This is a genomic window from Chryseobacterium camelliae, from assembly GCF_030818575.1.
GTDB lineage: Bacteria > Bacteroidota > Bacteroidia > Flavobacteriales > Weeksellaceae > Chryseobacterium > Chryseobacterium camelliae_A.
The window spans coordinates 3,324,236-3,349,853 of record NZ_JAUTAL010000001.1 but is presented as its reverse complement, the minus strand read 5'-3'; the positions used below and the strand labels follow the sequence as shown (position 1 = coordinate 3,349,853).

Sequence of the window (25,618 nt, the reverse complement as noted above, 5' to 3'; positions counted from 1 at the left end):
CGATGAACAGTTTTATAGATGTTTTTGAACAATATTCATGGGACCAGGTACGCCGGAGGCTGGACCAGGTAACCCTTCAGGATGTAGAAAGGAGCCTTTGTAAACAACAAAGAAGCCTGGATGATTTCATCAATCTGATTTCTCCGGCGGCATCCGTTAAGCTGGAAACTATGGCGAAGCTGGCGCAGCAGCTTACCCGGAAACGGTTCGGGAAAACCATCCAGCTGTATGCTCCGCTGTACCTCAGCAATGAGTGCCAGAACATCTGTACCTATTGTGGTTTTAGCCTGGATAATTCTATTAAACGGAAAACCCTCTCTGATACAGAACTTATGATTGAAGCGACGGTTTTAAAATCAATGGGTGTAAACCATGTATTGCTGGTGAGCGGAGAAGCCAATAAGACCGTTGGGGTCAGCTATTTTCTGAATGCAATAAAGTTATTAAGGCCGCATTTTGCTAATATTTCCATCGAAGTTCAGCCATTGTCGGAAGAAGAATATTGTTTGCTTCATGATGCGGGAGTGAATGCCGTTCTGGTGTATCAGGAAACTTACCATCAGGAAGTATACAAAGAATACCATCCGAAAGGCAAAAAATCAAACTTCAACTTCCGGCTTGATACTCCGGACCGTGTCGGAAGGGCAGGCATACATAAAATCGGACTAGGCGTACTGCTTGGCCTGGAAGACTGGAGGGTAGACAGCTTTTTCAATGCGCTCCATATCGATTACCTTCAGAAACAGTACTGGAAGTCCAGGTTTTCCGTATCATTTCCGAGGCTCCGGCCGGCAGAAGGGATCATCGAGCCTAATTTTATCATGTCCGATAAAGATTTGCTGCAGTTAATCTGCGCCTACCGCATCTGGAATGAAGACCTTGAAATTTCCATTTCTACCCGGGAAAATGAAACGTTCAGGGATCATATTGTTTCATTGGGGGCAACAGCCATGAGCGCCGCTTCCAAAACCAATCCCGGCGGTTACGCTGTAGACAAAGAATCCCTGGAACAGTTTGAAACCAGTGATGATAGGAGCATGGAAGAAATAAAAGCTGTGATCCGGAATGCAGGATACGACCCGGTAATGAAAGACTGGGATCCGGTGTACAGCAGAACTAAATCAACGTATGACAGAACGGGAAATGAGTAAAGGAGATCGGTTTTCCCGGTACAGCCGCCAGATATTTATAGAAGAGATCGGGCTGGACGGACAGAAGAAAATTATGAATTCAAAAGTCCTGGTGATTGGTGCAGGAGGATTGGGCAGCCCGGTTATTCAGTATTTGGCAGCGGCAGGAGTGGGTATATTGGGTGTAGTGGATTTTGATGCGGTGGAACTGCATAATTTAAACCGGCAGGTGATACATAATGAACGGTCAGTCGGCATTTTCAAAGTGGAAAGTGCAGAACAATTTGTTAAAAACCTTAATCATCAGGTCAATTTTACCGGATATCGCCTGAAAATAGATGATACCAATGCTGAACAAATTATTTCGGACTACGATATCATTGTTGATGGCTCAGATAACTTCAAAACCAGATATCTGATCAATGATGCCTGTATAAAGCTTGGGAAACCCCTTGTTTACGGAAGTATTCTCGGATTTTCGGGTCAGGTTGCGGTCTTTAATGTTCAGGGTAGCCAGAATCTAAGGGATATTTTTCCGGAGCCGCCTTCAGAGGATGAGGTCCCGGATTGCGACAGCCTTGGTGTGCTGGGAGCTTTACCCGGAATCGTAGGAAGCATGATGGCAAATTTAGTATTGAAAATAGTTACTGATCTTCCGGTGCCTGTAAATAAGCTGACCTTGATTAATACATTTAACTGGACTTTTCAGACGGTCGATTTTTAGACAGAAATCATGTGGACCCAAGTATAAATCAGATTAATTGGTTAAAGGAGGAGGATTGAATCCTGAAAGTTTTGTATATCAATCCGAAGGCTAAGAGTTTCAGATAGGTATTGCCTGTAATTCTATTTTTATCCGTTTTTTTACGCAAAGTTTGCTTTTCCCGGTGCACATGATAAGAAGGCAAAGAAAGGATCAGCAAACTGATCTGATGAAGCACAAGAATAATCCGTCTGCTTTGCTGCCCCGCTTTGCTCCCTTTATAATTGAGGCAGAAAAGTTACCAGCTTTGTGTTACTCTTATTCGTTTCTAAGTATGAGTTTAGGTTGAATGGATAAAAGATTCGATTAATGGACTGAAAGAGGGGAGTTGGATGAGGGAAGTTTTTCCCGGTCAATATCACACCAACCGACTAAGTATCGAAGAGTGTTTTTTTCTTTGTTCCGGAGGAGCAATATCTGTCTGGCAGGTCTTTTTAACCATTAAGGCCTGCAACAAGATTAATGGTAAGCGCTACCACAAAAGTATTCATGAAGAAAGCGAGCAGCCCGTGGATCATGGTTATTTTTCTTAAATTCCTGGAAGTAATGCTCACATCCGAAACCTGAAATGTACAGCCCATGCAGAAAGAGTAATATGCAAAGTCCATGTAGTCAGGGTGGTATATTTCGTCTTTGTTTTCCGTTGGAAATTCCAGTCCGCCGATTTCCTCTTTTTCCCCGGAAGAATCCTCATCATAATATTCCCGTGCATAATGAAAGATATACTGGGTCTGAACCATGATCCAGGACAGGATCATAGCGCCGAGAACAGCCGGGAGGAAATAGATTTCTTTCTGTATCCCCTTATCTTTGGACGTAACCAGGAAAAATATGGCAAACATGCTTGCCAGAGAGGCAACAATAATGGTGGTAAAAACAAAGAATGCATTTCCGTCATCTGCCCTGGCTTTTTTCCGGATGTCATCCACTTTCCTGTGGAGAATAACCTGCCAGTCCAGAAAAAGGAAAACCACAGAAAATGCTAACCAGCAAAAAATGAGGATGATTAACGGTTTGAGGTTCAGCCTGAAAATCAAAAAGAAAACCAGCGCAGCAGCCAAAAGACTGATGATACCCCTTTGCAAAGGGCTAATGTTTAAAAAAAAGCGTTCACTTGATTTAATTTTTGTCATTCAAAATTTTCTTTAAAAATAGAGAAAAATGTCTCTCAATGCGCATTGCAATCCTGAAATTAAGATTTTTTTAAGGGCACAAACGAGATCCGGGATTATATGACAAACCCCTTTAATTTTTTAGAGTAAAGGGGGTTGTGATTGATGTTGTTTAAATCTTTTTACTGTCCCTGCGGAATTACCCCGCCATTATCTTCTTTTTTCGGCTGGTTCAGGATATTCTGATCTTCTTTGGCCAGCTTATTTTTGGTCGGGATTTTATAGTTTACCGATAGGCCGAAATTTCTCGTATCGTATTTATTCCTCAAGTACACGGTTTCCCCATATGGCGGATTAGAGCGTACCTGCATTACCTGTCCGTTAAAGATATCATTCGCAAAAACAGAAACCGTAAGCTTGTTATCCATGAATTTCTTGGTTAAGGTAAGGTCGAAAGAATTATTGAACGGTTTTTCTGCCGTAAAATAAAAGTAGCCTGCTTTAGGTGTCAGATAGCTGTAATTGGCGGTCAGTTTGATATCTTTTGGCAGGATAAGCTGCGTCATGATGTTGAAGATCCAGAATCCTCTGTTGTTCAGGTTGTCAATATCATGCTTCTGGTAACCCGCATACAGGTACATAAAATTGATCTTATCAGGGTTAAAATCAAACTTCATGATCTCACTGAGCGGCTTGCTAAAAATCATAAAAGGAACAGGAAGCCCAACATTGAAATTATGAATCGTCATATTGGCGATATTGATCTGCTCATTGTACAGGTTTTTCCCATCTTTCCTGATGATTTGGGCGACCTGGTTTTTAGCTGAGCTTACATTATATCCAATGAATGCATAGTCGAATGCAGAAATTTTCACTTCATAATTGTTGAAGATGGTCGGCTGAAGGTTCGGGTTCCCGGTTACCTGTGTGTTCGGTCCCTGGAATGTGGTATTGTTCGGGTTCAGCGCGGAAATGCTCGGCAGGCTGATTTTTTTATTGTAATTGGCGGTAATATGTACCTGGCTCATCAGGTTGTACTGCACGCTGGCATTAGGGAAGAACTTGAACTTGTTGAACGGGATCAGGTCTTTCTGGACTATGGATGCCGTACTGTCAACCCTTCTGGTAATTCCGCTGATGTCATAGTTTTCCGCCCTTGTTCCTAGGATAAAATCGAATTTCTTCAGCTTGGCCTGAAATTCAAGATAAGTGGAGGCTGTCTGCCGCTGATATTCCAGATTGGTGATCCCGAAGCTTTCCGTATCAAAATTCTGCTTCTCGTACAATCCTCCCGCGCTCACTTTTCCGCCATCCATGATTTTGATAGGCTGGGAATAATCAATTTTGAAATTGGCAACCCTCATATCCGAATTATTGCTCAGGACTCTTCCGGGTGCATTGGGAATTGGCTGTCCATCAGAAAATTCCCCTAGACGGAAAATATTATCCTGGTCAAATTTGCTGTCGGATTTGGTATAGCCGAACTGGAAATCAAGCTTCTGCGCTTTGTCTGCAAAACGCTTCTGATAGGTTGCTACAGCTTCCTGTCTCAGGTTATTGGTATAGGCGGCATCCGATGTATTGAAGTTAAAGTCCCTGTAAGTATATTCCTGCGGATCAGTATTGGGAACCACTTTTTTCTCTTCGCCCTCTCCTTTGCTTAAAGTGTAATTGCTGTTCCTGTTGTGGTAAATATCATAGTTTAACAATAACCTGTCCTGCCCTAAGTCAAACGTCAGTCCCGATTTGGCAAAATACCCCCGTCCGAAACGGTCTGTATTGCTGAAAAGCAATCCGTTCTGATCTGTATTCAGCATACTTTCCCGGTAATTCTGGCCCACATTCAGCTGCCATCCGAAAAACTTGTTCCGGGCATTTAAATTGAGTGAGTTGCTTGTGCGGCTCCTGAATTTGTCATAATTCGTAAATGAGTAATTTCCGGAATAGGTTGCGGTAAGGTATTTATTCGCATTCTTATTCGTAATGATATTCATGATGGCGCCCCCGGAAGTCGCAGGGAATTCGGCTCCGGGCTGTGTGATGACCTCAATCCGGTCTACAGAATTGGCCGGCATGCCTTCCAGGAAGGAATTCAGCTCATTAGAGGTAATATTCAACGGTCTTCCGTTAAGGTAAACGTCCAGTACTTTTCCCTGGTACATCATGCCTGCAATATCAGTAGATACCAGCCCCGGAAGTTTTTTGATGCCTTCCAGGACATTCCCGTTATTCAGCTGCGGTTGCTCCGAGAAATCAAAAATGGTACGGTCTGCTTTCTGCTCAACGGCTTTTTTAGTTTTCGTAATCGTTACCCCTTCAATCTGCTTTTCTTTTACCGGATTACTGGTTTTTTCCTGGGCATAAATCAAAGTAGCCCCGAGAAAAGCCAAAGTAATAATAATTTTTTTCATATCGCTTTTTTCTGCTTTATTAGACACAGAAAAGCAGATTTTGTTACACAGCTTTATTCAGCTCTTCCTTTTTCTTCAAATCTTATGTTCTTTGTGCGGATGCTTTTCTTCTGTCCAAAGTTATAGGTAACGCTTAAACGGAAGCTCCTGCCGTCCCAGTAATGGTTCATATGGTGGACACGGTCTGTGAAGTAAATATCTCCCAGGGAGCGCTGAGCCAAGATGTTGGTAACCGTTGCATTGATCTGGAGCTGTTTGTCCATCAGTGAAATTTTCAGCCCGGAAGAAAGGTCGGAAAAATTGTAGTAATAGTAATTGACAATTCTGCGGGGAAGGTTTTGACCATAATTTACAAACAGGGCAATAGTCTTGTTTTTGTTAAGGGAAAAAGTATTATTAACAGAATAGCTCAGTGAGTTTCCTTTATGCATTTGCGCATTGACTCCGAAGAATTCTGAATTCTGTGCGCTGGCATTGATGGCCACAACAGATTCCCAGAATTTGAAAAAAGTATCGGTATAGGAAACATTAAGCCCAAACGCATTATTATTATAATAATTCAGATAGGTGGAGATCTGTGAAAGTCCGTCCTGATAGGATACCTGCCCGAATGCATTTTTTACTCTGAGGTAGTAGATGCTTGCGGTCAGCTTATTGTTAAAGGTATATCCGAGTTCAAGATTATTAATGTATGAAGGCGTTAACAGAGGGTTCCCGGAAGAGTAGGAATAAGGATTGGAATACCATCTGAATGGATTTAGGGTACCCAGGTCAGGACGGTTGATCCTTCTTGAGTAGGAGAGGGTGAATACATTCTTATCTTTTTTATACGCTACATAGGCAGACGGGAACCACTGTCCGTAATGGTAATGGTTTCCGGAATCGGTGGAAGGCGTAAAGCCTTTGGCAGAAGTCTCTTCATAACGCAGGCCTGCTTTGGCCTCCCAGTGCGCTCCGAAATTTTTGGCATAGCTGAAGTAGGCGGCATAATTTTCCTCTTGATACTGAAAAAGATTGGCTCTTGTTTCATCGGCAACATACCCGTTATCAGTAAGGTTGAAATATTTTAGATCGGAATTGTTCTTAAACCGGTTGAATTTCACCCCTGTTTCAATGTTTCCGAACGAGAAAGGAAGTTCAAGGTCGGCCTGTGCAGAGAAAACCTGCGGTTCAACGATCGAAATGGTTTTCACATCCTGCACGGTATTGTCGGAAAGCTTGCGTGTGGAAAAATTAACTTCCGTATTAGAATTATCTTTATAAAAATTTGCAGCAAGGCTTAGCTTTTTCCCGAGTGAATCCAGCTTCAGGTCGTAGTATGCGCTTAGCGTATGGGTAGGCGACTTTCCCCTGTGGAACGTATTTGTAAGGAAATTTTCTTCTACAAGGTCGGGACTGATGTTTTTTGTCCTGTTCACAATGTCCATCCCTGACTTCTGCCGGGAAAATAGGTATTCAAATCCGGCTTCTGAATTTTTACTGATTTTGTAAGACATATTGATGCTGGGAGTCAGTCCGCTTCCCATATCCCTCCTGATCGTATTGCTGTAGTTTTGAGTAGGGCCTACGATGCTGTAATTTTCATCCGAACGTTTGGCAGTATCATAATAAAACAGCTTCAGGCTGCTGCTGAATTTCTCCGTCTGGTAATTCAGCATACCATTGTCGCTGAATCCTGAATAGGTTCTCTGGATCAGGGTTGAAGTAATATTTCCGCTAAAGCCGAGATTAGGGTTCTTCTTTAGAATAATATTGATTAATCCGCTGTTTCCCTGGGCTTCATATTTTGCGGGTGGAGTAGTAATTACTTCTATCCTGGCAATATTCTCGGAGCGGATAGATTTAAGGTAATTGAAGAGCGCTGTTCCGGAAAGATTCAGCATCCTTCCGTTTACCATTACATTGACGCTGCTTTTTCCTGCAATTGAAATAATACCCATCGTTTCATCAACATTAACCAATGGGACATTCGCCAGAGTCTCTGTGCCGTCCATACCTTGTGAAGCAATGGATGCCTCAACATTAAAAATCATCCGGTCCGCTTTTCTTTCCAGCAGTTTTTTCTTCACCAGGATCTCAACCTGTTCTATATTCTTAATACTGTCTTTCCGGGATTGGGCAAAAATTGCGGATGAAACTAAAAGGGCAGTACATAACAATGTTTTCTTCATGTTTGATAACTTTACCGCAAATGTATTTTTAGTACATATTGTCTGAAACAGCATTTAGATTTGGCCGTCAATTGTCCCGATGAAAGCATGTTCATCGGATAAAAAACCGGTTTTATCGAAAATATTGTTTACCTGACCTCGCAGATCGTCTATTTTTGTTGTATGAAAACCAATAAGATCATCTACTTACATCTATTATTCTGGCTGACCTATTTTCCAGGGAGTTTTTTGATTTACTATTATCAATTAAACTCAACAAAGAGAATAGTGCTTGAATTCACCTCTTTCGTGACCTACTTTGTATGTTTTTATGTCAATTACTTTTTTATCACTCCCCGGCTTTATGATGCGAAGAAGTTGTACAAATGGGTAATTGCGTTCATTTTAGGTGTCACCTGTTTTGTAATTGTCCGGTTTTCTTTAGAAGAAATTCTATTACCAGCTACTTTTGGATTCAGGAATTATATGGAAGGGACTGACTTCTGGTTTTATTTTTGCGACAATATTTTTTACAGCAGTTTTCCCATTTTTATCAGCACAACCTTCTGGTTTTTCAAGTATTCCATGGATACTGAAGCCGAAAAGACACAACTTGTTGAGGCCCGGAGGATTGCAGAGTTGCAGGCCCTGAAAACCCAGATCAATCCGCATTTTATCTTTAATTCGCTGAACAATATTTATTCTCTGGTTTACCAAAAGTCTGATAAGTCCTTGGCTGCCATTGAAGAGCTGAGCACACTGTTAAGATATAGCACCAAGGACCTGGAGAAAGACTTCATTCTCCCTGGAAAAAGAAATTGGATATATAGACAGCCTTACTGCATTGGAAAAGCTCAGAATCAAAAATCCGGAGCTGCTGGTCGTTGAAAAAAATATCTGTTACCCGTATCTTGATATTTCTCCCATGCTTCTCGTGCCATTTGTGGAGAACGCTTTTAAACATGGAGATTTCCGGAATAAAGGATTGGAAATGAGAATATCAGATGAAGATAAGGTGTTGCATTTTTACCTGTTAAATTTTAAAGATTACAGAAATAAAGATGAGGTGTCCGGAATCGGGATTGATAATGTGAGAAAGAGACTGGAAATCCTGTATCCTAAAAAATATACGCTGAACATCAAAGATTCGGAGAAAGAATTTATTGTAGATTTAACCATTGATTTAAGGGATGGAAAAAATTAAATGCATTATTGTAGATGATGAACCTCTGGCTATATCGCTATTGGGAAGCTATGTGCGGAAAGTTCCTTTTCTGGAACTTGTTTTTTCTGTGGAAAACCCCATATCAGCTTTGGAATATATTCAGAACCATCCATCAGACCTTATTTTTCTGGATATTCAGATGCCTGAACTCACCGGAATCAATTTCATGAAAATCCTGGGGGACAGTAAGAAATATATTTTAACAACGGCATATTCAGAATATGCACTTGAAGGATATGAGCACAATATCATTGATTATCTGCTGAAACCCGTCTCTTTTGAACGGTTTTATAAAAGTGCCATAAAAGCTAAGCAAAGGCTGATGACCGTAGAAAATAAAGCAGGGACCTACTTTTTTGTTAAATGTTCCGGTCAGCAGCATAGAATCAATTTTGTAGATATCCTGTATGTGGAAAGCATTAAAGATTATGTGAATATTCGTACCGAAACACAGGAATATATTGTATTGGACACGCTGAAATCCATGGAAAACCAGCTGCCGGAATCTTCTTTCGCCCGCATCCATAAGTCTTTTATCGTTAACCTGGACCGTATCAAAAGCATTGGCGCCAGAAATGTCACCCTTTTATCAGATCAGGAGATCCCGATGGGTGAAAGCTACCGTGCCGGTTTCCTGCAGCGCCTGAAATAAAAAAAGCAACCTCAATATGAAGTTGCTTTTCTATGATTAATCGATCTAACAATTAATTTTGTTTTTCCTGTTGCTTAATCAGGTTCAGGGCAGAACCTGCTTTGAACCATTCAATCTGCTGGTCGTTATAGGTATGATTTGCAATCACGATATCTTTAGTTCCGTCAGCGTGAACGAATTCTAATGTCAGTTGTTTACCCGGAGCAAACTGATCAAGATCAAGGAAGTTTACAGTATCATCTTCCAGGATTTTATCATAATCCGCTTCATTGGCAAAAGTAAGGCCTAACATTCCCTGTTTTTTTAGGTTGGTTTCGTGGATTCTGGCAAATGACTTCACCAATACCGCTTTTACACCTAAATGTCTAGGCTCCATGGCAGCATGCTCTCTTGAAGAACCTTCTCCGTAGTTTTGGTCTCCCACAACGATAGAAGGAATATTTGCTGCCTTATAAGCTCTCTGTACAGCAGGAACTTCACCATATTCACCGGTTAACTGGTTTTTAACATGGTTAGTCTCCATATTGTAAGCATTAACGGCACCAATCAGCATGTTGTTGGAAATGTTATCCAGGTGACCTCTGTATTTCAGCCATGGCCCTGCCATAGAAATGTGGTCTGTGGTACATTTTCCGAAAGCCTTGATCAGTACTTTAGCACCTACGATGTTTTTACCGTCCCAAGCCGGGAATTCTTCCAGCAGCTGAAGCCTGTCTGAAGTAGGGCTTACATTAACCACTACCTGAGATCCGTCTTCAGAAGGTGCCTGGTATCCGTTGTCTTCGACAGCAAATCCTTTTGAAGGTAATTCAGTTCCGTTAGGCTCGTTCAGTTTTACCTGCTCACCGGATTCCGTTGTTAACGTATCAGTGATCGGGTTGAAATCCAGTCTTCCTGAGATTGCCACTGCTGCTACCATTTCCGGTGAAGCTACAAATGCGTGGGTATTCGGGTTACCGTCTGCTCTTTTCGCAAAGTTTCTGTTGAAAGAGTGGATAATAGAGTTTTTCTCTCCTTTTTCAGCACCTTCTCTGTCCCACTGCCCGATACAAGGTCCGCAGGCATTGGTAAAGATTCGTGCATTTTCAAATTTTCTGAAAGAGTTCAGGAATCCGTCTCTTTCAGCAGTATATTTTACCTGCTCAGAACCTGGGTTGATTCCCAGGATCGCTTTAGGTTTTACGCCTTTGGCTACAGCATCTTCAACGATGGAAGCTGCTCTGGAAAGGTCTTCATAAGAAGAGTTGGTACAAGAACCGATCAGTGCCCATTCTACTTCAATAGGCCATCCGTTAGCTTCCGCTTTTGCTCTGAATTCAGAAACAGGGGTTGCCAAATCCGGTGTGAAAGGTCCGTTAAGGTGAGGAGCCAGTTCAGAAAGGTTGATTTCGATCAACTGATCAAAATACTGCTCAGGGTTTGCATATACTTCAGCATCACCGGTCAAGTGCTCGGCAATCTGGTCTGCAGCATCTACCACATCCTGCCTTCCTGTTGCGGCAAGATATCTTCTCATGGAATCATCATACCCGAAAGTGGACGTAGTGGCACCTACTTCAGCACCCATATTACAGATCGTTCCTTTTCCGGTTGCAGAAAGGGATTCTGCCCCTTCGCCGAAATATTCTACGATGCATCCGGTTCCTCCTTTTACGGTAAGGATTCCGGCTACTTTAAGGATAACGTCTTTTGCAGAGGTCCATCCGTTCATTTTACCGGTTAATTTTACACCGATAAGCTTAGGCATTTTAAGTTCCCATGCCATGCCCGCCATTACATCTACAGCATCTGCACCTCCTACACCAATCGCAACCATTCCCAGACCACCTGCATTTACAGTGTGCGAGTCGGTACCGATCATCATCCCTCCCGGGAAAGCATAATTCTCAAGGACTACCTGGTGGATGATTCCTGCACCCGGCTTCCAGAAGCCAATTCCGTATTTATCGCAAACAGAGCTCAGGAAGTTAAAAACTTCGGAATTCTTATTGATCCCTTCCTGTAAATCTTTATCAGCGCCTACTTTAGCCTGGATAAGGTGGTCTGCGTGTGCCGTTGACGGTACAGCCACTTTGGTTTTCCCGGCCTGCATAAACTGGAGAAGAGCCATTTGTGCAGTTGCATCCTGCATTGCTACCCTGTCCGGCGCAAAATCCACATAAGAGTTCCCCCTTTCATAAGCCTGTGTAGCATTGCCCTCCCAAAGGTGAGCATATAATATTTTTTCTGATAGTGTAAGAGGTTTTCCCACTGCCTGTCTTGCCGCAGCAATCCTTTCAGGGTAACGCTCATACACTTTCTTGATCATATCAATATCAAATGTCATATCTCAAACGTTTTTAAAATTATCAAACAATTAAAATTGTCCCCAAAATTACGAAATTTTACTATTTTATAAGAACGAAATTATTTAGATTCTTTATAAATAGGAATTTTATAGATTCTATTTTTGGTTGTACTTTTGCATGAAATGCTGAATATGAAAAATGCAGTTAATATCTTTTGTCTGATGATCTCCTGTTTTGTTTTTTCCCAGAGCAAACAGGTTAAAAAAAATCCCGTTAGCAAAACTTTGAAAGCTTCAGTTAAAAAAGCGCCGTCTGCTCCGGTTTTGGACCTTCCTGTCATCAACAGTGAGCTCCCGGTGCTGATTCCCAAGAAAAAAGACGGGAAGTTCGGGTATGTCAATCAGAACGGAAAATTTATCATAGCCCCGGAATATCATATCGCCGTGTTTTTCTATGAAGACTGCAACCTGCTGAATTCCCCGAACGAGAAAGTAAGAAAGTTCGGGATCAATGATTATGCTACGGTAGAAAAAGATATGATTTCCTACAGGATCAACAGATCCGGTAAAAGGGTATACCAGTTCAAGGATTCGGATATGGCCAAGTGCAAGCCCGTGGAATATAATCAGCAGCTCTATCAGGCTTATGTGCTGAACGGCTTTTACGGGATTATCGATAAGAAAAAGTTCGCCAATGCGGCAGATTACAGGGATTACCAGATCTATCCCCAGTATCAGTACCTTTTTATTCTGGAAGGTGATGATGTGGCAAATCCTATGATTATTGCTTCATATAATGATAAATTCGGCGTAATCGATGTTCATAATAAGGTAATCATTCCATTTGAGTATGATGATATCAAACGTAATTTCAGCTGGAAGCTGGGTCATATGTTTGAAGTATCTAAAGACAGTAAAAATTATTATTACGTGGATTCCAATAATAAAACGTACTGATCAGCTTTTCCTAAATCATTTTTCTGAATTCATTTTTAATTCCAATATCCGGTCATCTAACCTTTTAACAATTTTTTCGTACTTTCGCAGTCTGAAATAAAGGGGTGCTGTAAAAGGCTGAGATGATACCCAATGAACCTGGAACGGATAATGCTGTTTAGGGAAATTAAAATAAGCAATCGGTAATAGCAGTGAAAAAATGCTTACAATATACCGGTTACTCATTACTCATCATAATCTGACCCCTTTTATTCATTAAATGTTAAAATTTATAGAATGAAAGGATTTATTTTTTTAGGGCTGACCGCAAGTGCCATGGGCTTTGCACAGACCCAAAACAGAGACACCCTGAAAACAGGGGAAATAGAAGCCGTTAGTTTTACCAAAAGACTTCCCGTAGCCAAAGAAATCATTAATGTTCAGAGAGATCTGGACAGCCGGAACCTGGGGCAGGACCTGCCCTTTCTTCTGAAGAACCAGACATCTGTAATTTCAACGTCTGATGCCGGAAACGGAGTAGGTTACACCGGATTCAGGATCCGCGGTGTTTCCGGAACGGGAATCAACGTGATGATGAATGGAGTACCATACAATGATTCCGAAAGCCAGGGTTCGTTCTTCGTTAATGTGCCTGACCTTACCAGCTCTGCATCCCAGATTGTGATCCAGCGTGGGGTAGGAACTTCCAACAACGGGGCTGCAGCATTCGGTGCAAGCATCAATGTGATTTCCAAAGATCCGGAGGAAAAGTTCTACGTAAAAACGGATGACAGCTACGGTTCCTTCAATACCTACAAATACTCTGCAGAAGTCGGTTCAGGTAAATTCTGGAAAAACAGGCTGTCCGTGATGGGAAGGTATACCAATATCCATTCCGATGGTTATATAGACCGGGCTTTTTCAGACCTGCACTCCTATAATTTCACGGCACTTTTTGAAGAAGGTAAAACCAGGATAAGACTGATGGCATTCGGAGGGAAAGAAAAAACTTATCAGGCATGGAACGGGATCGACAGGAAAACCTGGGAAACGAATCCACGATTCAATTATTCCGGTGCGATTTATGATGCCGACTGGAAAAATATTACCGGATTCTATGATAATGAAACGGATAACTACCGGCAGAACCATTACCAGCTACTCTGGCAGCAGAAATTCAATGACCGGTGGAACCTGGAAACCACCCTGCATTATACCAAAGGCAAAGGCTATTATGAAAATTACAAGCAGGGAGATCCTTTTGCACGCTATAATTTACCGGATTTCATGAATAACGGGCAGGTCGAGCAATACTCTGACTTTATAAGGAAAAAATGGCTGAACAATGATTTCTACGGAATTGTGTCTACATTATACGGGAAGTTTGATGATCTTGACCTGAATTTCGGAGTTGTAGGAAACCAGTATTACGGAAGGCACTTCGGGAATGTAACCGGGGTTTTTTATCCTCAGATCAATGAGCATGAATACTACAGGAACCGTTCAGTTAAAAATGAGGTGGCCGGGTTTGCCAAAGCATTATACCGTGTAAATGATTTTGAATTCTTCGGAGACCTGCAGCTGAGGAATGTCGACTACAATACCAGAATCCTGCAGGCCGGAGACGGAGAGGGAGCAGACCTTAATAAAAGCTGGCTGTTCTTTAACCCGAAAATGGGGATTAACTACCGCATTAGCAATGGGAAATTATTCATTTCCTATGCCCATGCGCACCGTGAGCCGAACAGGGATGACCTGATGGCTAATTACAACGTTCTGGCAGAAAAACTGCATGATTATGAAGCCGGTTTTGAAAAGCAGATCGGGATATTTTCCCTTACCGCCAACCTCTACTATATGTACTATGTCAACCAGCTCGTGCTGAACGGTGAGCTTAATAATGTAGGGGCATTCATCAGGACCAATTCCGGCAAAAGTTACAGGAGAGGAGTAGAAGTGGGAACACTGGCCAAGCTTTCGAAACAATGGGAACTTTCCGGGAATTTCAGTGCAAGCCAGAACAGGAACCTGGACTTTAAAATGGAAGATGGAGCAGCGGTAAAAGACCTTGGAAATACACAGATTTCATTTTCCCCTGATATTATTGCCAATATTAATGTGAAATTCGATCCGAATGAACACTTCCGTTTGGCTCTCATAAATCAGTATGTCGGCAGGCAATACCTGGACAATACCGGTAATGATGATCTCCGCCTGAATGATTATTTCCTGATGGATTTCAATGCGCAGTACCAGTTTAAAATCAAAAATAATGATATCGCCCTGAAACTTCTGGTGAACAACATCCTTAACCGTAAATATGTAAATAACGGGGCAGTATGGGACGGACAGCCGTATTATTTCTCCCAGGCAGGTACGAATTTTATGTTCGGAATCAGCTGGAAGATTCAGTAAAAGGGTTCAGATTGAAATTCTTAAAACCAAATCCATTTAAAATAGTACCGCAAGGAACATTAAAAGGCTGCCAACGCAGTCTTTTTTCATGGCAATAAATCATCCGAAAAGTCATGAAAAAGTTATAAATTTGCTGCCAAATGAATATATCTGCGTACATTTTAGAATATGTGAAACAATTTGGTTCTGTTACAGTTCCGGGTTTTGGCATTTTTTCACTCGAAAAATCAAAAGCCATCATCAATTCGGAAAACGGGAGCATCCTTCCGCCGGCGAGCCAGATTGCATTCGTCTTTAATGATGAGGTAAAGTCTGATGATTTTTCAGCCTTTATAGGCACCCAGGAACAGCGGTCTGCCCAGGCTGCGGCTACTGATCTGAAAATACAGACGGATTTCTGGAAAAAGAAACTCCAGGCAGAACACAAGCTGGAAATCCAGCATCTCGGGACGGCTTTCCTCGATGAAGGAACGGTGAGCTTCAAAGGAAACCGGCTGGCAACAGACCATCCGGATTTTTACGGACTGGAAGAAATTATCCTTTCGGATATCCACACCGCGCCGGAGAAAAAAGCATTACCGCAAAACCCTGAAAAGGATTACAGGCTTAGGAAATCCATCCTATGGATTTTTCTGCTGATCATTCCGGTTCTGGGGATCATCTATCTGGCTTATACCCAGAGCGATCTTCTTTTCGGTAAAAAATCGTTCAATGATGTTTCAGTGCAGACGAAAACCCACAGGATTGTGGAAGATACCATAAAAATACAGGTTCATACCCCGCAGATAGCAGATACGCTGAAAAAAGATACGCTGAAGAAGGATTCAGCAGTGCTGCCTGCTGCAAAAAATGTTAATCCAAAGACAAAAACCACTAAGGCTACATGGCAAAAATAAAAAAAGCGTCAGATTCCCTGACGGTGATGACCAATATCGTTCTTCCGAACGAAACCAATTCTTTACGAAACCTGTTTGGCGGTGAGCTTCTGGCTAAAATGGACCGTTGTGCTTCTATTTCTGCGGCCAGACATTGCGAAAGAAGGGTAGTAACGGCTTCCGTAAACCACGTTTCCTTTAATCATCCGATTCCAGAAGGGGGTGTTGTGGTACTGGAATCTAAAGTATCCAGAGCATTTTCCACCTCCATGGAAGTGTATGTGGATGTTTGGCTGGATGATCCCATCAACCAGAAAAAGATGCATACCAATGAAGGTATTTATACTTTCGTAGCCGTAGATGAATTCAACCGTCCGATCCCGATCCCGGAAATGATCCCGGAAACCGAAGAAGAAAAACTGAGGTATGATGCCGCTTTCCGCAGAAAAGAACTTTCCCTGATCCTTTCCGGAAGAATGAAGCCGCTGGAGTCAGTAGAACTGAAAAAACTGTTTCAGGAACCGCAGGAACCTGCCGGAGACAAAAAGTAACTTTTAAAACATGATCTGATAGAATTCTTTCATGAGGGAAAGGCCTTTGAAGGTGCTCCTGGTTTTGAGGCTGCTGTATCTTCATGATGCAGATTTGAAATAAATGCTTTTATCTGTTATCAGTAAAGAATTCTATCCTGTTTATCATTTCAAAATTGAGTTCATGAAAATCCTCTTGTTAGATAAAAACCATCCACTGATCACTGCCCAGCTTTCAGAAAAAAACTTTATACTGGAAGAGGACTTCACATCATCTTATGAAGATGTGGGGCGGAAAATAGAACAGTATGACGGCATTATCATACGAAGCAGGATTCCTTTGGACAAAAACCTGTTGGAAAAAGCAAAAAACCTGAAATTCATAGCCAGGGTAGGTGCCGGGATGGAAAATATAGATGCTGAAGCAGCGGAAACGTTGGGAATCCAGTTGATCAATTCACCTGAAGGCAACCGGGATTCCGTGGCCGAACACGTAGTGGGGATGCTGCTGATCCTGATGAACCGCCTATTCATTGCCTCACAGGAAGTAAAAAGGGGGATCTGGCTCCGCGAAGAAAATAGGGGAGATGAGTTGCTGGGTAAAACAGTAGGGCTCATCGGGTATGGCAATATGGGAAAAGCTACTGCGAAAAGGCTTTCCGGATTCGGCTGCAGGGTTATTTTTCATGATATACTTCCCGGGCTTTCCGATGAATTTGCCACACAGGTGAGTCTCCAGGAGCTTCAGGATTCTGCGGATATTCTCAGCCTGCACATTCCTCTCACGGAAAAGACCCATTATTTGGTAAATGCTGAATTTATAGCAGGTATGCGGAAGGACTTTTATTTTGTTAACACAGCAAGAGGGAACAATGTAGATACCCACAGCCTGGTCATGGCTTTACGGTCAGGAAAAGTGAAAGGTGCCTGCCTTGATGTGCTGGAATATGAAAAATCATCTTTTGAAAATCTGGAAGCAGATAATGAAGACCTTACTTACCTGCTTGAATCTGAAAAAGTTATTGTAACCCCTCATATTGCAGGCTGGACCCATCAGAGCAAAGAGAAACTAGCACAGGTAATCGTCGATAAAATAATAGCTTCCTTCGCATAAACATGTGCATTCATTGCTGTATCCTTTAAAAACGGCTGCTCTAAGCCCTGATGATTTTACAGGTCTGTTTTTATGAATGAATTTATGTTAAATAATTCATAATATCCTGCTCAGATTTAAATTTATTTTCAGTTTTCATTAAATTGCCGCTCATTTTTTAGCCGTATGAAGAGTTTTAATTTTGTGTTTATTCTTGCTGTTTCCCTGTTTTTGTTTTCCTGTAAAAAGAATCCCGAATCTAAAGAAACTGTCATACAAAGCACAACCAATCTTCCGAATTACGGTACCGTAGATTTACAGAAAATTTTTACTCCTGCCGATGATAGGCTGCCCAACAAACCTGCTGTAGTCCGTTATATTGATCAGTACTACAACAAGGTGTGGGAACGCGGGAACCTAAGTGGAGGTCTTCTGGTAGCGAAAGGGGATGATATTCTGTACGAAAATTACCGGGGCTTCGGAAGGGAAGGGCACCAGATGCCGATCGGTAAGGATACCCCAATGCATGTAGCATCCGTTTCCAAAACCATGACCGCCATGGCAATGATGAAACTGATAGAAGCAGGTAAGATCAAACTTTCTGATCACCTTACTCAGTTTTTCCCTGGTTTTCCCTATCCTGATGTTACTGTTAAAAGCCTCCTGAGCCAGCGAAGCGGCCTGCCGAAATATGAATATTTTATCACGAAGATTCAGCCTGCTCCGCAGGAACTCTCTAAAACTTTCATTACCAACCAGGATATCCTGAATATGATTATCCGGTACAAGCCGGAACTGGCCAGGGATACCGAGACCGGTTTTATGTACTGCAATACCAATTTTGCTTTACTGGCCCTGCTGATTGAAAAAATAACCCGGACCCCTTTCCCGCAGGCCATGAAGGAAATGGTTTTCACACCACTGAAAATGAATCATACCTATATTTTTCAGGAAAAAGATATTCCCGTAGCAGCGCAGTCCTTTTATTTCGGTGGGAACAGATTGTATCCACTGGACCGGCTGGACCTAATCTATGGCGACAAAAATGTATATACGACACCCAGAGATCTGCTGAATTTTTCAAAAGCAATGTTCTCCAAAAATTTCCTGAAGCCTGAACTGATGGAAATGGTTTTCACGCCCTACAGCAACGAAAAAGCAGGGATGAACAATTATGGATTAGGCTTCAGGATGAAAATTTATGACAACGGTGAAAAGCTTACCTACCATAACGGATGGTGGCACGGTACCAATTCCGTATTTGCCCATCTGCTGAAATCCAAGGTAACCATTGTGGCCATCGGGAACTGTTATTCCAACAAAGTGTATTCGGCACTGGCTTTATCCGGGCTGTTTGAAAACTTTCCGCCACAGCAGGAAAAACTTCACAGTGTAATGGACGACAGCAGAGATACTTTAAACGGGCAGCGGGAGTTTTCTGGAGAATAATGTTTATTTTTGTCCAAACCTATTCATGAAAAGATTTTTTTTATTATTCCTCATCACCATACTCGTCCATTCCTGCGCACGGGTGGGATCTCCCGTAGGAGGTAAGAAGGATACGCTGGCACCTAAATTTCTGGGATCTAACATTGACTCCACCAGGATTAACGTGCCGCGTGACATCAAAGAGCTCCGTCTGGACTTCGATGAATATGTAACCCTGAAAGATGTCAATAAAAACCTGATCATTTCTCCTCCGATTAAGAATATAAAACGGATACTTCCTTCCAATATCGCCAATAAATTTGTGCTGATCCAGTGGACGGATACTTTACAGGCCAATACGACCTACAATTTTAATTTTGGGAATTCCATTGTGGACAATAACGAATCCAACGTACTTCCTTATTTTAATTTTGCATTCTCCACAGGTGATAAGCTGGATGACCTGTACATTAGCGGGGAAGTAAAAGACGCCCTGGCAGCTAAAAAGCAGGCGAATGCCACTGAAAATAAACTGGTTGTAGGCCTGTACAAAGTTCAGGATACCATGAACTACAAACAGAAGCCTTATTATATAACCAAAGTAGATAATGACGGGTACTATGAACTCAATTACCTTTCGCCTGGGAAATACAGGATCATTGCATTTGACGATGAGAACGGAAATTCAGTCTATGATCCCGGAAAAGAAAAAGTAGGTTTCCTGAAAGACCCTGTTACGGTTGAAAAATCCATTTCCGGCCTTAACCTTAAGGTATACCCATCCAGAAAGCCTTTGAAATACGGTGAAATGAAAGAAGTATCAGGAGGTATCCTAATGACTTTTGAAGGAGCCCCGGAAAAATGTGAAAGTCCTTTCCCTCAATGACAAGCTGCAGGATATCAAGGTGACGCACCGGCCTAAATCCGATTCAGTCAGAATCTGGTTTGATGCGGCAAAAAGCAATGTTGGACAAACCGCCAATGAAAACCTCAAATTCAGTTATAATGCCGATAACAAACAGGATACTGTTTCTGTATTTTACCGGTATAATACCAAGAACGTTATGACGCTTGATAGTGATAACGGTGGCGCACTGATCCCTCCTAAGGCTGACTTTAAAATGGTTTCCAATTACATTATAGACAGGATAGAGCCTGAAAAATGGATGCTGAGGGTAGCAGGTGATACACTTAGTAAACAGCAGTTCAGTGCGGTTATTTCGCCTACTAACCCGTATCAGGTCATTGTAAAATCTGATTTTGTGATCGGGAAAAAGTACCAGCTTACCGTACCGAAAGAAACCGTTTACTCATTTTATGCTAAAAATCCCCAGTCCAAGCGTTTCGATTTTGAAATCGACAAGGCGGATAATTACGGAAGCCTGACGCTCACACTGCAGAATGCACCTGCCTCAAACTATTGGATTCAGCTGTTGGATGCCTCAGATAAGGTAGTTTACCAGAAGTACACCAAAGGAAGCCAGGTGAGGTTTGATATTCTCAAGCCGTCTGAATACATAGTCCGCATCCTTGCCGATAACAATGGGAACGGATACTGGGACGAAGCAGATTTCCAGAACCAGGTTTTTGCCGAGGATGCATATACCTATTATAAAGTCGTAGTAATAAGGCCGCTTTGGGATACCAACGAAACCTGGGATCTTAGCGATACCAGAAGTCTTGAAAACCCGAAAGGAACTTCCGCAACTGCTGCAGGTACAGACACTAATGCTGCCGGAACCACCAATCCAGTTACCGCTCCTTCAGCGCCTGTGCAAAACAATAAAGTAATTGAGACATCTAGGGAAGTTCTGAAACCCGTACGATAATGAAAACGGCAAAAAAAATATTATTCTGGTCGCTCATTGTATTTGTGGTCATCCAGTTTATCCCGGTCAACAGGACCAACCCACCGGTAAAGAGCTCTCAGAATTTTGTCGAGGTGAAACAGACCCCGGATAAGATCAGAGCCCTGCTTAAAGGTGCCTGTTATGACTGCCACTCCAATGAAACGGTATATCCTAAGTATGCCTTTATAGCACCTGTATCATGGTCTGTAAAAAGCCATATTGATGAAGGGAGGGAACACCTGAACTTTTCAGTATGGGAAACCTATAATAAGGATCTGAAGAAAAATATGCTCAGCCATTCGATACAAACCCTTCAGAACAGGACCATGCCAATGCCAGGTTATATTGTATATCATCCGGAAGCCAATCTTTCAGAGGCGGAAAGGACATTACTGGAGCAGTATTTTGACCATATGCTTAAGACGGAATCGTATTAAGAAGCTGAGTTATAGGTGCAGATCTTACAAGATTATAAAATCTGCACAGGATAAATTAGTTATTCTTGAGGTACTTTTCAAAGAATTTTTTCTGGGAACTGAAAGCAAGATCTTCCTGTCTGAGCTGATTCATGGGAATCCATAAGCCTTCTGAAATTTCCTGCAACTCAATATTTTCCTCAAACTTTTCCTGAATCTCATATTCGTAAAAAAGGTCAATGGTATTGTAATCGATACCCTTGTAATGATATACATTAGGCAAGCTGGTAATATACCTGAGCCTGGAGGAATCAATTTCGATATTAAGTTCTTCAGAAAGTTCCCTTTTACAGGTTTCCTCAGCACTTTCACGAGGGTCTACAAAGCCTCCGGCAAGATCCAGCAGGCCTTTTGCCGGTTCGCGGTTTCTTCTGGTTAAGTAAATCTCATTTCCATGCCGGATTACAACAGCCACTGCACCTGCAACATTATGATAAAGCGTAAAGCTGCATTCTGTGCAGCTCCACTTCTTTTCACTGTACCATCTTAGGGTTTTTTGTCCGCATTCAGGGCAGTAGGGTAGTTCCTTCATTCTAATACATTGGTATTTCTGGGGTGGTAGGTCAGGATGACATCCCGCAATTCCTCCGTTTTAAGGCGTGTGTAGATTTCGGTTGTGGTAATACTGGAGTGACCCAGCATTTCCTGTATGTATCGCAGGTCTGCACCGTTCTGCAACAGGTGGGTGGCAAAAGAATGCCGGAACGTATGCGGGGAAATTTTCTTGCTCACACCCGCCTTATCCGTCAGTTCTTTGATGATGAGGAAAACGATTACCCTGGACATGGAAGTTCCCCGGCTGTTTAAAAACAAGGTGTCTTCATGTTTTTTATTCACCTTATTCTTGCAGCGCACTTCAAGGATATAAGTTTTCAACAGTTCACCCGTATAATCAGCCAGAGGAACGAAACGTGTCTTGTTCCCTTTTCCGTTGATTTTGATGTAATTTTCCTTAAAGTTGATATTGGATATCTTAAGGTCGATAAGCTCCGAAACTCTTAGTCCGCAGCCATACAATACCTCAACGATACAGTGATTTCTCCTGCCGAGATCTGTATTCATCTCAATGGCACTGATGATTTTATTGATGTCCGGAAGTGTCAGTGTGTCCGGAAGGTATAAGCCCAGCTTAGGGCCTTCCAGAAGGGCTGCCGGATTGTCTTCGCGAAATTCGTCCTCATGCAGGAATTTAAAGAAAGCTTTAATAGAAGAAATCCATCTGGCCTGTGACCTTTCGCTGAATTTCTGTTTGGAAAGCTTAAAAATATATTCCTGGAGGTGGTCATACGTAATGGTTGCCGGAGATATATTCTCCAGGTCTTCTTCTGCGTACTCTTTCAGTTTTCTGATATCGCGGATATAGGCGTCAAGAGTGTTTTCTGAGAAATTCCTCTCAAAACGAAGAAAAATTTCAAAATCCTTAATTTTTTCATCCCAAGTCATTGTGTGTTATTTTTTTAGTTCAAAATCCGATATTTGTTCTATTTCAATTCCATGGTTTTTTAAAAATGATATTCCGTCATCATCGGAATATTCATTAATATAGACCAATCGGGTAATGCCAGCCTGTAAGATCAGCTTACTGCATTCCTTGCAGGGCGAAAGGGTAAGATACAAAGTGGCTCCCTTGGCAGACTGCGTGGAGGCAGCCAGTTTCAGTATGGCATTCGCTTCTGCATGCAGAACGTACCAATGCGTTTTCCCTTCTGCATCTTCACAGCAGTTCTCGAATCCCGAAGGAGTTCCGTTATATCCGTCTGAAATAATCATACGGTCCTTTACAATCAGTGCACCTACCTGCTTTCTCTTGCAATAGGATAGTTTTGCCCATTCCTGGGCCATTTTCAGATAAGCTTTATCAAACTTATTCATACAGCGGCATCAATTGGTTCGAAATAATTTTTAATTGTCGTTTAGAAATTTGGTTTTCTTTTTTCAATAAAGGCGGAAACACCTTCTTTCTTATCATCCAGATCGAAAAGTTCCCCGAAATACTTGATCTCAGTTTCAAAACCCTGATCTGTGTCTGAAAGATTAACGGCATGTATCGCTCTTGCTATGGCCATAGGGGAATTGCGTGCAATGGTCTGAGCCAGCTCTTTGGTTTTCGCAAGTAAATCTTCGATAGGAAATACTTCATTGACAAGTCCGATTTCTTTGGCTTTCTGGGCAGGGATCATTTTCGCGGAAAAAATCATTTCATTGGCCATTCCTTTTCCTACAAGCTTAGGAAGCCTCTGTGTACCTCCATAGCCGGGGATCAGTCCCAGAGTAACTTCCGGAAGGCCTAGCCTGGCATTGTCTGAAGCATAGCGGATGTGGCAAGCCATAGCCAGCTCAAGGCCGCCTCCCAGGGCAAAGCCGTTTACAGCAGCAATGACCGGCCTTTTCATATTCTCAATGGTATTGAAAAGGATATTCTGTCCGTTTCTGGCCAGTTCTTCTGCTTTTTCCTGTCCGAAATCGCTGAACTCCTTAATATCTGCACCGGCCACAAAGGATTTTTCTCCGCTACCCGTAATGATGACCGCTCTGCAGGCAGGGCTTTGATCAAGCTCTTTCAGCGCGGAACTTAATTCCTGAATGGTTTTGGCATTCAGGGCATTAAGGCTCTCAGGCCTGTTGATGGTGATTACCGTTACCGGTCCTTCGTTTTCCAGTAGAATATTCTCGTAGTTCATCTTGGTTTATAATTACAGTCGCAAATTAGAAATTTTTTACATAAAAAAAGGAAAAAAATATAAGCTTTTTTCCTTTTTTGTTGAATTATTTTGTTGCAGGCTTATTTAATGTGGTTCATCATGTTGGCATCGATATTAATATTGAGCTTTGATGCCACTTTCATGCCGAGTTCAATATTAGCCCTGAAAAAATGGCACAGCTGACGGTTGATAATATCGTTTTTCTTAGGTCCGTCTATGCCCTTCATGCTTTCAACGATATTATGCACCAGGTGTTCACGGTCTTCCGCATTCATTGCTTTGGTATACAGGAGCCCGGGCTGGGTATAATGATCGTCGTCATTTTCATTTCTGTTGTAGCACGCTACATGAGTGCTGTCCAATTCATATTCAAAGCTCCTGTAGGCCGGATCTGGCTGAATGTCATCAAAGCTGTTCGGATGATAGTTCGGCTTGTCAGTGTACTCTGAAGAATCTGCCATGAAACCGTCACGCTGATAATTGTGTACTGCAAAAGGGCAGCGGTTCACTTCCAGCTGGTGCGCATTAACGCCTACGCGGTAGCGGTGTGCATCAGGATAGGAAAATAGCCTTCCCTGAAGCATTTTGTCCGGTGAAAAGCTGATGCCGTTGACCAGATTGCTTGGGGAGAAGATAGATTGCTCCACGTGGGCAAAATAATTGGCAGGGATTTCATTAAGTTCCATTTCTCCCACTTCAATTAAAGGGAAATCATCCTGGAACCAGACTTTGGTAATATCAAAAGGATTCCACCTGAATTCACGGGCCTGTTCCTCTGTCATTACTTGGATGTACATGGTCCATTTCGGGAAGTCACCGTTTTCAATGGCATTGCAGAGGTCTTCCTGGGCAAAGTCCGGATTTTCACCGGCCATTTTTATAGCTTCTTCATGGGTAAAGTTTTTAATGCCCTGTTTTGTTTTGAAATGGAACTTTACCCATGTCCTTTCATTAGCGGCATTAATCATGGAAAAGGTATGCGACCCAAAACCATGCATGTGGCGGAATCCGTATGGAGTACCGCGATCTGACATCAGGATCAGTACCTGGTGCAGAGACTCGGGGCTCAGGCTCCAGAAATCCCACATCATTGTTGCGCTTTTCAGGTTGGTTTTAGGCACTCTTTTCTGGGTGTGGATGAAATCAGGGAACTTTTTGGCATCCTTGATGAAAAATACCGGCGTATTATTTCCTACCAGGTCCCAGTTGCCGTCTTCCGTATAAAACTTAAGGGCAAAACCTCTGGGGTCCCTTGCAGTATCCGCACTTCCTTTTTCACCTCCTACTGTTGAAAAACGGGCAAACATTCTGCATGAATTACCCACCTTGGAAAATAATTTTGCTTTTGTATATTTTGAAATATCGTGGGTCACAGTGAAGGTACCATATGCGCCGCTCCCCTTGGCATGGACAATTCTTTCAGGAATCCTCTCCCGAACAAAATGCGCAAGATTTTCCTGAAGAATAAAATCCTGAAGCAATACAGGACCTCTGGGACCGGCGGTCTGGGAATCCTGATGCTCAAAATAAGGAGCACCATTGCTTAACGTTAACTTTTTAGAATCCATATAGTTATGATTTGA

Annotated in this window: 23 protein-coding genes; 14 read left to right on the top strand and 9 right to left on the bottom strand. The window is 42.3% G+C overall.

Going from position 1 to position 25,618, the window contains the following annotated elements:
- Positions 1–2 precede the first annotated feature (2 nt).
- Entirely contained in the window at positions 3–1,151 is a 1,149-nt protein-coding gene (gene thiH / locus QE404_RS15300; RefSeq protein ID WP_307451902.1) for a 2-iminoacetate synthase ThiH, read from the top strand.
- Positions 1,144–1,854, top strand: a complete 711-nt coding sequence (locus QE404_RS15295; protein ID WP_307453415.1) for a HesA/MoeB/ThiF family protein — start codon at positions 1,144–1,146, stop codon at positions 1,852–1,854. Before thiH ends, QE404_RS15295 begins: the two co-directional genes overlap by 8 nt.
- A gap of 473 nt (positions 1,855–2,327) precedes the next feature.
- On the opposite strand, the gene QE404_RS15290 is transcribed toward QE404_RS15295, so the two are convergent.
- From QE404_RS15290 to QE404_RS15280, 3 genes are all read right to left on the bottom strand, one after another.
- Positions 2,328–2,978, bottom strand: coding sequence for a DUF1345 domain-containing protein (locus tag QE404_RS15290; protein WP_307451900.1), 651 nt, complete (start codon positions 2,976–2,978; stop codon positions 2,328–2,330).
- Positions 2,979–3,187: 209 nt separating this feature from the next.
- Positions 3,188–5,416 (bottom strand): outer membrane beta-barrel protein, encoded by a 2,229-nt coding sequence (locus QE404_RS15285; RefSeq protein ID WP_307451897.1) that lies wholly within the window; start codon positions 5,414–5,416, stop codon positions 3,188–3,190.
- 53 nt (positions 5,417–5,469) lie between these two features.
- Positions 5,470–7,587 carry an outer membrane beta-barrel family protein gene (locus QE404_RS15280; RefSeq protein ID WP_307451896.1) on the bottom strand — a complete coding sequence of 706 codons (2,118 nt, stop codon included), beginning with the start codon at positions 7,585–7,587 and terminating at the stop codon, positions 5,470–5,472.
- 267 nt (positions 7,588–7,854) lie between these two features.
- Here QE404_RS15280 and QE404_RS15275 point away from each other — a divergent pair, with 267 nt between their 5' ends.
- From QE404_RS15275 to QE404_RS15265, 3 genes are read left to right on the top strand one after another with little or no spacing between them, the layout of a single operon-like run.
- On the top strand, positions 7,855–8,454 hold the full coding sequence (locus tag QE404_RS15275; RefSeq protein ID WP_307453982.1) for a histidine kinase: 600 nt from the start codon (positions 7,855–7,857) through the stop codon (positions 8,452–8,454).
- On the top strand, positions 8,411–8,770 hold the full coding sequence (locus QE404_RS15270) for a hypothetical protein (protein WP_307454125.1): 360 nt from the start codon (positions 8,411–8,413) through the stop codon (positions 8,768–8,770). Before QE404_RS15275 ends, QE404_RS15270 begins: the two co-directional genes overlap by 44 nt.
- Positions 8,757–9,443 (top strand): LytR/AlgR family response regulator transcription factor, encoded by a 687-nt coding sequence (locus QE404_RS15265; protein WP_307451892.1) that lies wholly within the window; start codon positions 8,757–8,759, stop codon positions 9,441–9,443. Before QE404_RS15270 ends, QE404_RS15265 begins: the two co-directional genes overlap by 14 nt.
- A 52-nt stretch (positions 9,444–9,495) precedes the next feature.
- On the opposite strand, the gene QE404_RS15260 is transcribed toward QE404_RS15265, so the two are convergent.
- Complete coding sequence (locus tag QE404_RS15260; RefSeq protein ID WP_307451890.1) at positions 9,496–11,769, bottom strand: aconitate hydratase; 2,274 nt, start codon at positions 11,767–11,769, stop codon at positions 9,496–9,498.
- A 153-nt stretch (positions 11,770–11,922) separates the two neighbouring features.
- Here QE404_RS15260 and QE404_RS15255 point away from each other — a divergent pair, with 153 nt between their 5' ends.
- The 9 genes from QE404_RS15255 to QE404_RS15215 all read left to right on the top strand — a co-directional run bounded on the left by QE404_RS15255 (position 11,923) and on the right by QE404_RS15215 (position 21,294).
- On the top strand, positions 11,923–12,687 hold the full coding sequence (locus QE404_RS15255; RefSeq protein WP_307451888.1) for a WG repeat-containing protein: 765 nt from the start codon (positions 11,923–11,925) through the stop codon (positions 12,685–12,687).
- 276 nt (positions 12,688–12,963) lie between these two features.
- Positions 12,964–15,081 carry a TonB-dependent receptor gene (locus QE404_RS15250; protein WP_307451886.1) on the top strand — a complete coding sequence of 706 codons (2,118 nt, stop codon included), beginning with the start codon at positions 12,964–12,966 and terminating at the stop codon, positions 15,079–15,081.
- Between the two features lie 140 nt (positions 15,082–15,221).
- On the top strand, positions 15,222–15,977 hold the full coding sequence (locus QE404_RS15245) for an HU domain-containing protein (protein WP_307451884.1): 756 nt from the start codon (positions 15,222–15,224) through the stop codon (positions 15,975–15,977).
- The gene (locus QE404_RS15240; RefSeq protein ID WP_307451882.1) at positions 15,965–16,507 is read left to right on the top strand and encodes an acyl-CoA thioesterase; all 543 of its coding nucleotides are present in this window, start codon (positions 15,965–15,967) and stop codon (positions 16,505–16,507) included. Before QE404_RS15245 ends, QE404_RS15240 begins: the two co-directional genes overlap by 13 nt.
- 163 nt (positions 16,508–16,670) lie before the next feature.
- Positions 16,671–17,600, top strand: a complete 930-nt coding sequence (locus QE404_RS15235) for a 2-hydroxyacid dehydrogenase (RefSeq protein WP_307451880.1) — start codon at positions 16,671–16,673, stop codon at positions 17,598–17,600.
- Between the two features lie 165 nt (positions 17,601–17,765).
- The gene (locus QE404_RS15230) at positions 17,766–19,028 is read left to right on the top strand and encodes a serine hydrolase domain-containing protein (protein ID WP_307451878.1); all 1,263 of its coding nucleotides are present in this window, start codon (positions 17,766–17,768) and stop codon (positions 19,026–19,028) included.
- Positions 19,029–19,053: 25 nt separating this feature from the next.
- Positions 19,054–19,893 (top strand): Ig-like domain-containing domain, encoded by an 840-nt coding sequence (locus QE404_RS15225; protein WP_307453980.1) that lies wholly within the window; start codon positions 19,054–19,056, stop codon positions 19,891–19,893.
- Entirely contained in the window at positions 19,871–20,836 is a 966-nt protein-coding gene (locus QE404_RS15220; RefSeq protein ID WP_307453979.1) for a hypothetical protein, read from the top strand. The genes QE404_RS15225 and QE404_RS15220 overlap by 23 nt, the downstream gene beginning before the upstream one ends.
- Positions 20,836–21,294, top strand: a complete 459-nt coding sequence (locus QE404_RS15215) for a heme-binding domain-containing protein (protein WP_307451874.1) — start codon at positions 20,836–20,838, stop codon at positions 21,292–21,294. The genes QE404_RS15220 and QE404_RS15215 overlap by 1 nt, the downstream gene beginning before the upstream one ends.
- 55 nt (positions 21,295–21,349) lie before the next feature.
- Here the strand turns inward: QE404_RS15215 and QE404_RS15210 are convergent, their stop codons facing one another.
- From QE404_RS15210 to QE404_RS15190, 5 genes are all read right to left on the bottom strand, one after another.
- Entirely contained in the window at positions 21,350–21,865 is a 516-nt protein-coding gene (locus QE404_RS15210) for an NUDIX hydrolase (RefSeq protein ID WP_307451872.1), read from the bottom strand.
- Positions 21,862–22,776, bottom strand: a complete 915-nt coding sequence (gene xerD, locus QE404_RS15205; RefSeq protein ID WP_307451870.1) for a site-specific tyrosine recombinase XerD — start codon at positions 22,774–22,776, stop codon at positions 21,862–21,864. Before xerD ends, QE404_RS15210 begins: the two co-directional genes overlap by 4 nt.
- Before the next feature lie 6 nt (positions 22,777–22,782).
- Positions 22,783–23,205: a deoxycytidylate deaminase gene (locus QE404_RS15200; RefSeq protein ID WP_307451868.1), complete on the bottom strand. Its 423-nt coding sequence runs from the start codon at positions 23,203–23,205 to the stop codon at positions 22,783–22,785.
- Between the two features lie 41 nt (positions 23,206–23,246).
- Positions 23,247–24,014 carry an enoyl-CoA hydratase/isomerase family protein gene (locus QE404_RS15195; protein WP_307451866.1) on the bottom strand — a complete coding sequence of 256 codons (768 nt, stop codon included), beginning with the start codon at positions 24,012–24,014 and terminating at the stop codon, positions 23,247–23,249.
- A 101-nt stretch (positions 24,015–24,115) separates the two neighbouring features.
- Complete coding sequence (locus tag QE404_RS15190; protein WP_307451865.1) at positions 24,116–25,603, bottom strand: catalase; 1,488 nt, start codon at positions 25,601–25,603, stop codon at positions 24,116–24,118.
- Positions 25,604–25,618: the final 15 nt, after the last annotated feature.

What these genes read in the sequence shown, in the direction of transcription:
- thiH (WP_307451902.1), top strand. Translation starts at nt 3, where the DNA reads ATGAACAGTTTTATAGATGTTTTTGAACAATATTCATGGGACCAGGTA.
- QE404_RS15295 (WP_307453415.1), top strand. Translation starts at nt 1,144, where the DNA reads ATGAGTAAAGGAGATCGGTTTTCCCGGTACAGCCGCCAGATATTTATA.
- QE404_RS15285 (WP_307451897.1), bottom strand. Translation starts at nt 5,416, where the DNA reads ATGAAAAAAATTATTATTACTTTGGCTTTTCTCGGGGCTACTTTGATT.
- QE404_RS15280 (WP_307451896.1), bottom strand. Translation starts at nt 7,587, where the DNA reads ATGAAGAAAACATTGTTATGTACTGCCCTTTTAGTTTCATCCGCAATT.
- QE404_RS15265 (WP_307451892.1), top strand. Translation starts at nt 8,757, where the DNA reads ATGGAAAAAATTAAATGCATTATTGTAGATGATGAACCTCTGGCTATA.
- QE404_RS15260 (WP_307451890.1), bottom strand. Translation starts at nt 11,769, where the DNA reads ATGACATTTGATATTGATATGATCAAGAAAGTGTATGAGCGTTACCCT.
- QE404_RS15255 (WP_307451888.1), top strand. Translation starts at nt 11,923, where the DNA reads ATGAAAAATGCAGTTAATATCTTTTGTCTGATGATCTCCTGTTTTGTT.
- QE404_RS15250 (WP_307451886.1), top strand. Translation starts at nt 12,964, where the DNA reads ATGAAAGGATTTATTTTTTTAGGGCTGACCGCAAGTGCCATGGGCTTT.
- QE404_RS15245 (WP_307451884.1), top strand. Translation starts at nt 15,222, where the DNA reads ATGAATATATCTGCGTACATTTTAGAATATGTGAAACAATTTGGTTCT.
- QE404_RS15240 (WP_307451882.1), top strand. Translation starts at nt 15,965, where the DNA reads ATGGCAAAAATAAAAAAAGCGTCAGATTCCCTGACGGTGATGACCAAT.
- QE404_RS15235 (WP_307451880.1), top strand. Translation starts at nt 16,671, where the DNA reads ATGAAAATCCTCTTGTTAGATAAAAACCATCCACTGATCACTGCCCAG.
- QE404_RS15230 (WP_307451878.1), top strand. Translation starts at nt 17,766, where the DNA reads ATGAAGAGTTTTAATTTTGTGTTTATTCTTGCTGTTTCCCTGTTTTTG.
- QE404_RS15225 (WP_307453980.1), top strand. Translation starts at nt 19,054, where the DNA reads ATGAAAAGATTTTTTTTATTATTCCTCATCACCATACTCGTCCATTCC.
- QE404_RS15215 (WP_307451874.1), top strand. Translation starts at nt 20,836, where the DNA reads ATGAAAACGGCAAAAAAAATATTATTCTGGTCGCTCATTGTATTTGTG.
- QE404_RS15210 (WP_307451872.1), bottom strand. Translation starts at nt 21,865, where the DNA reads ATGAAGGAACTACCCTACTGCCCTGAATGCGGACAAAAAACCCTAAGA.
- xerD (WP_307451870.1), bottom strand. Translation starts at nt 22,776, where the DNA reads ATGACTTGGGATGAAAAAATTAAGGATTTTGAAATTTTTCTTCGTTTT.
- QE404_RS15200 (WP_307451868.1), bottom strand. Translation starts at nt 23,205, where the DNA reads ATGAATAAGTTTGATAAAGCTTATCTGAAAATGGCCCAGGAATGGGCA.
- QE404_RS15195 (WP_307451866.1), bottom strand. Translation starts at nt 24,014, where the DNA reads ATGAACTACGAGAATATTCTACTGGAAAACGAAGGACCGGTAACGGTA.
- QE404_RS15190 (WP_307451865.1), bottom strand. Translation starts at nt 25,603, where the DNA reads ATGGATTCTAAAAAGTTAACGTTAAGCAATGGTGCTCCTTATTTTGAG.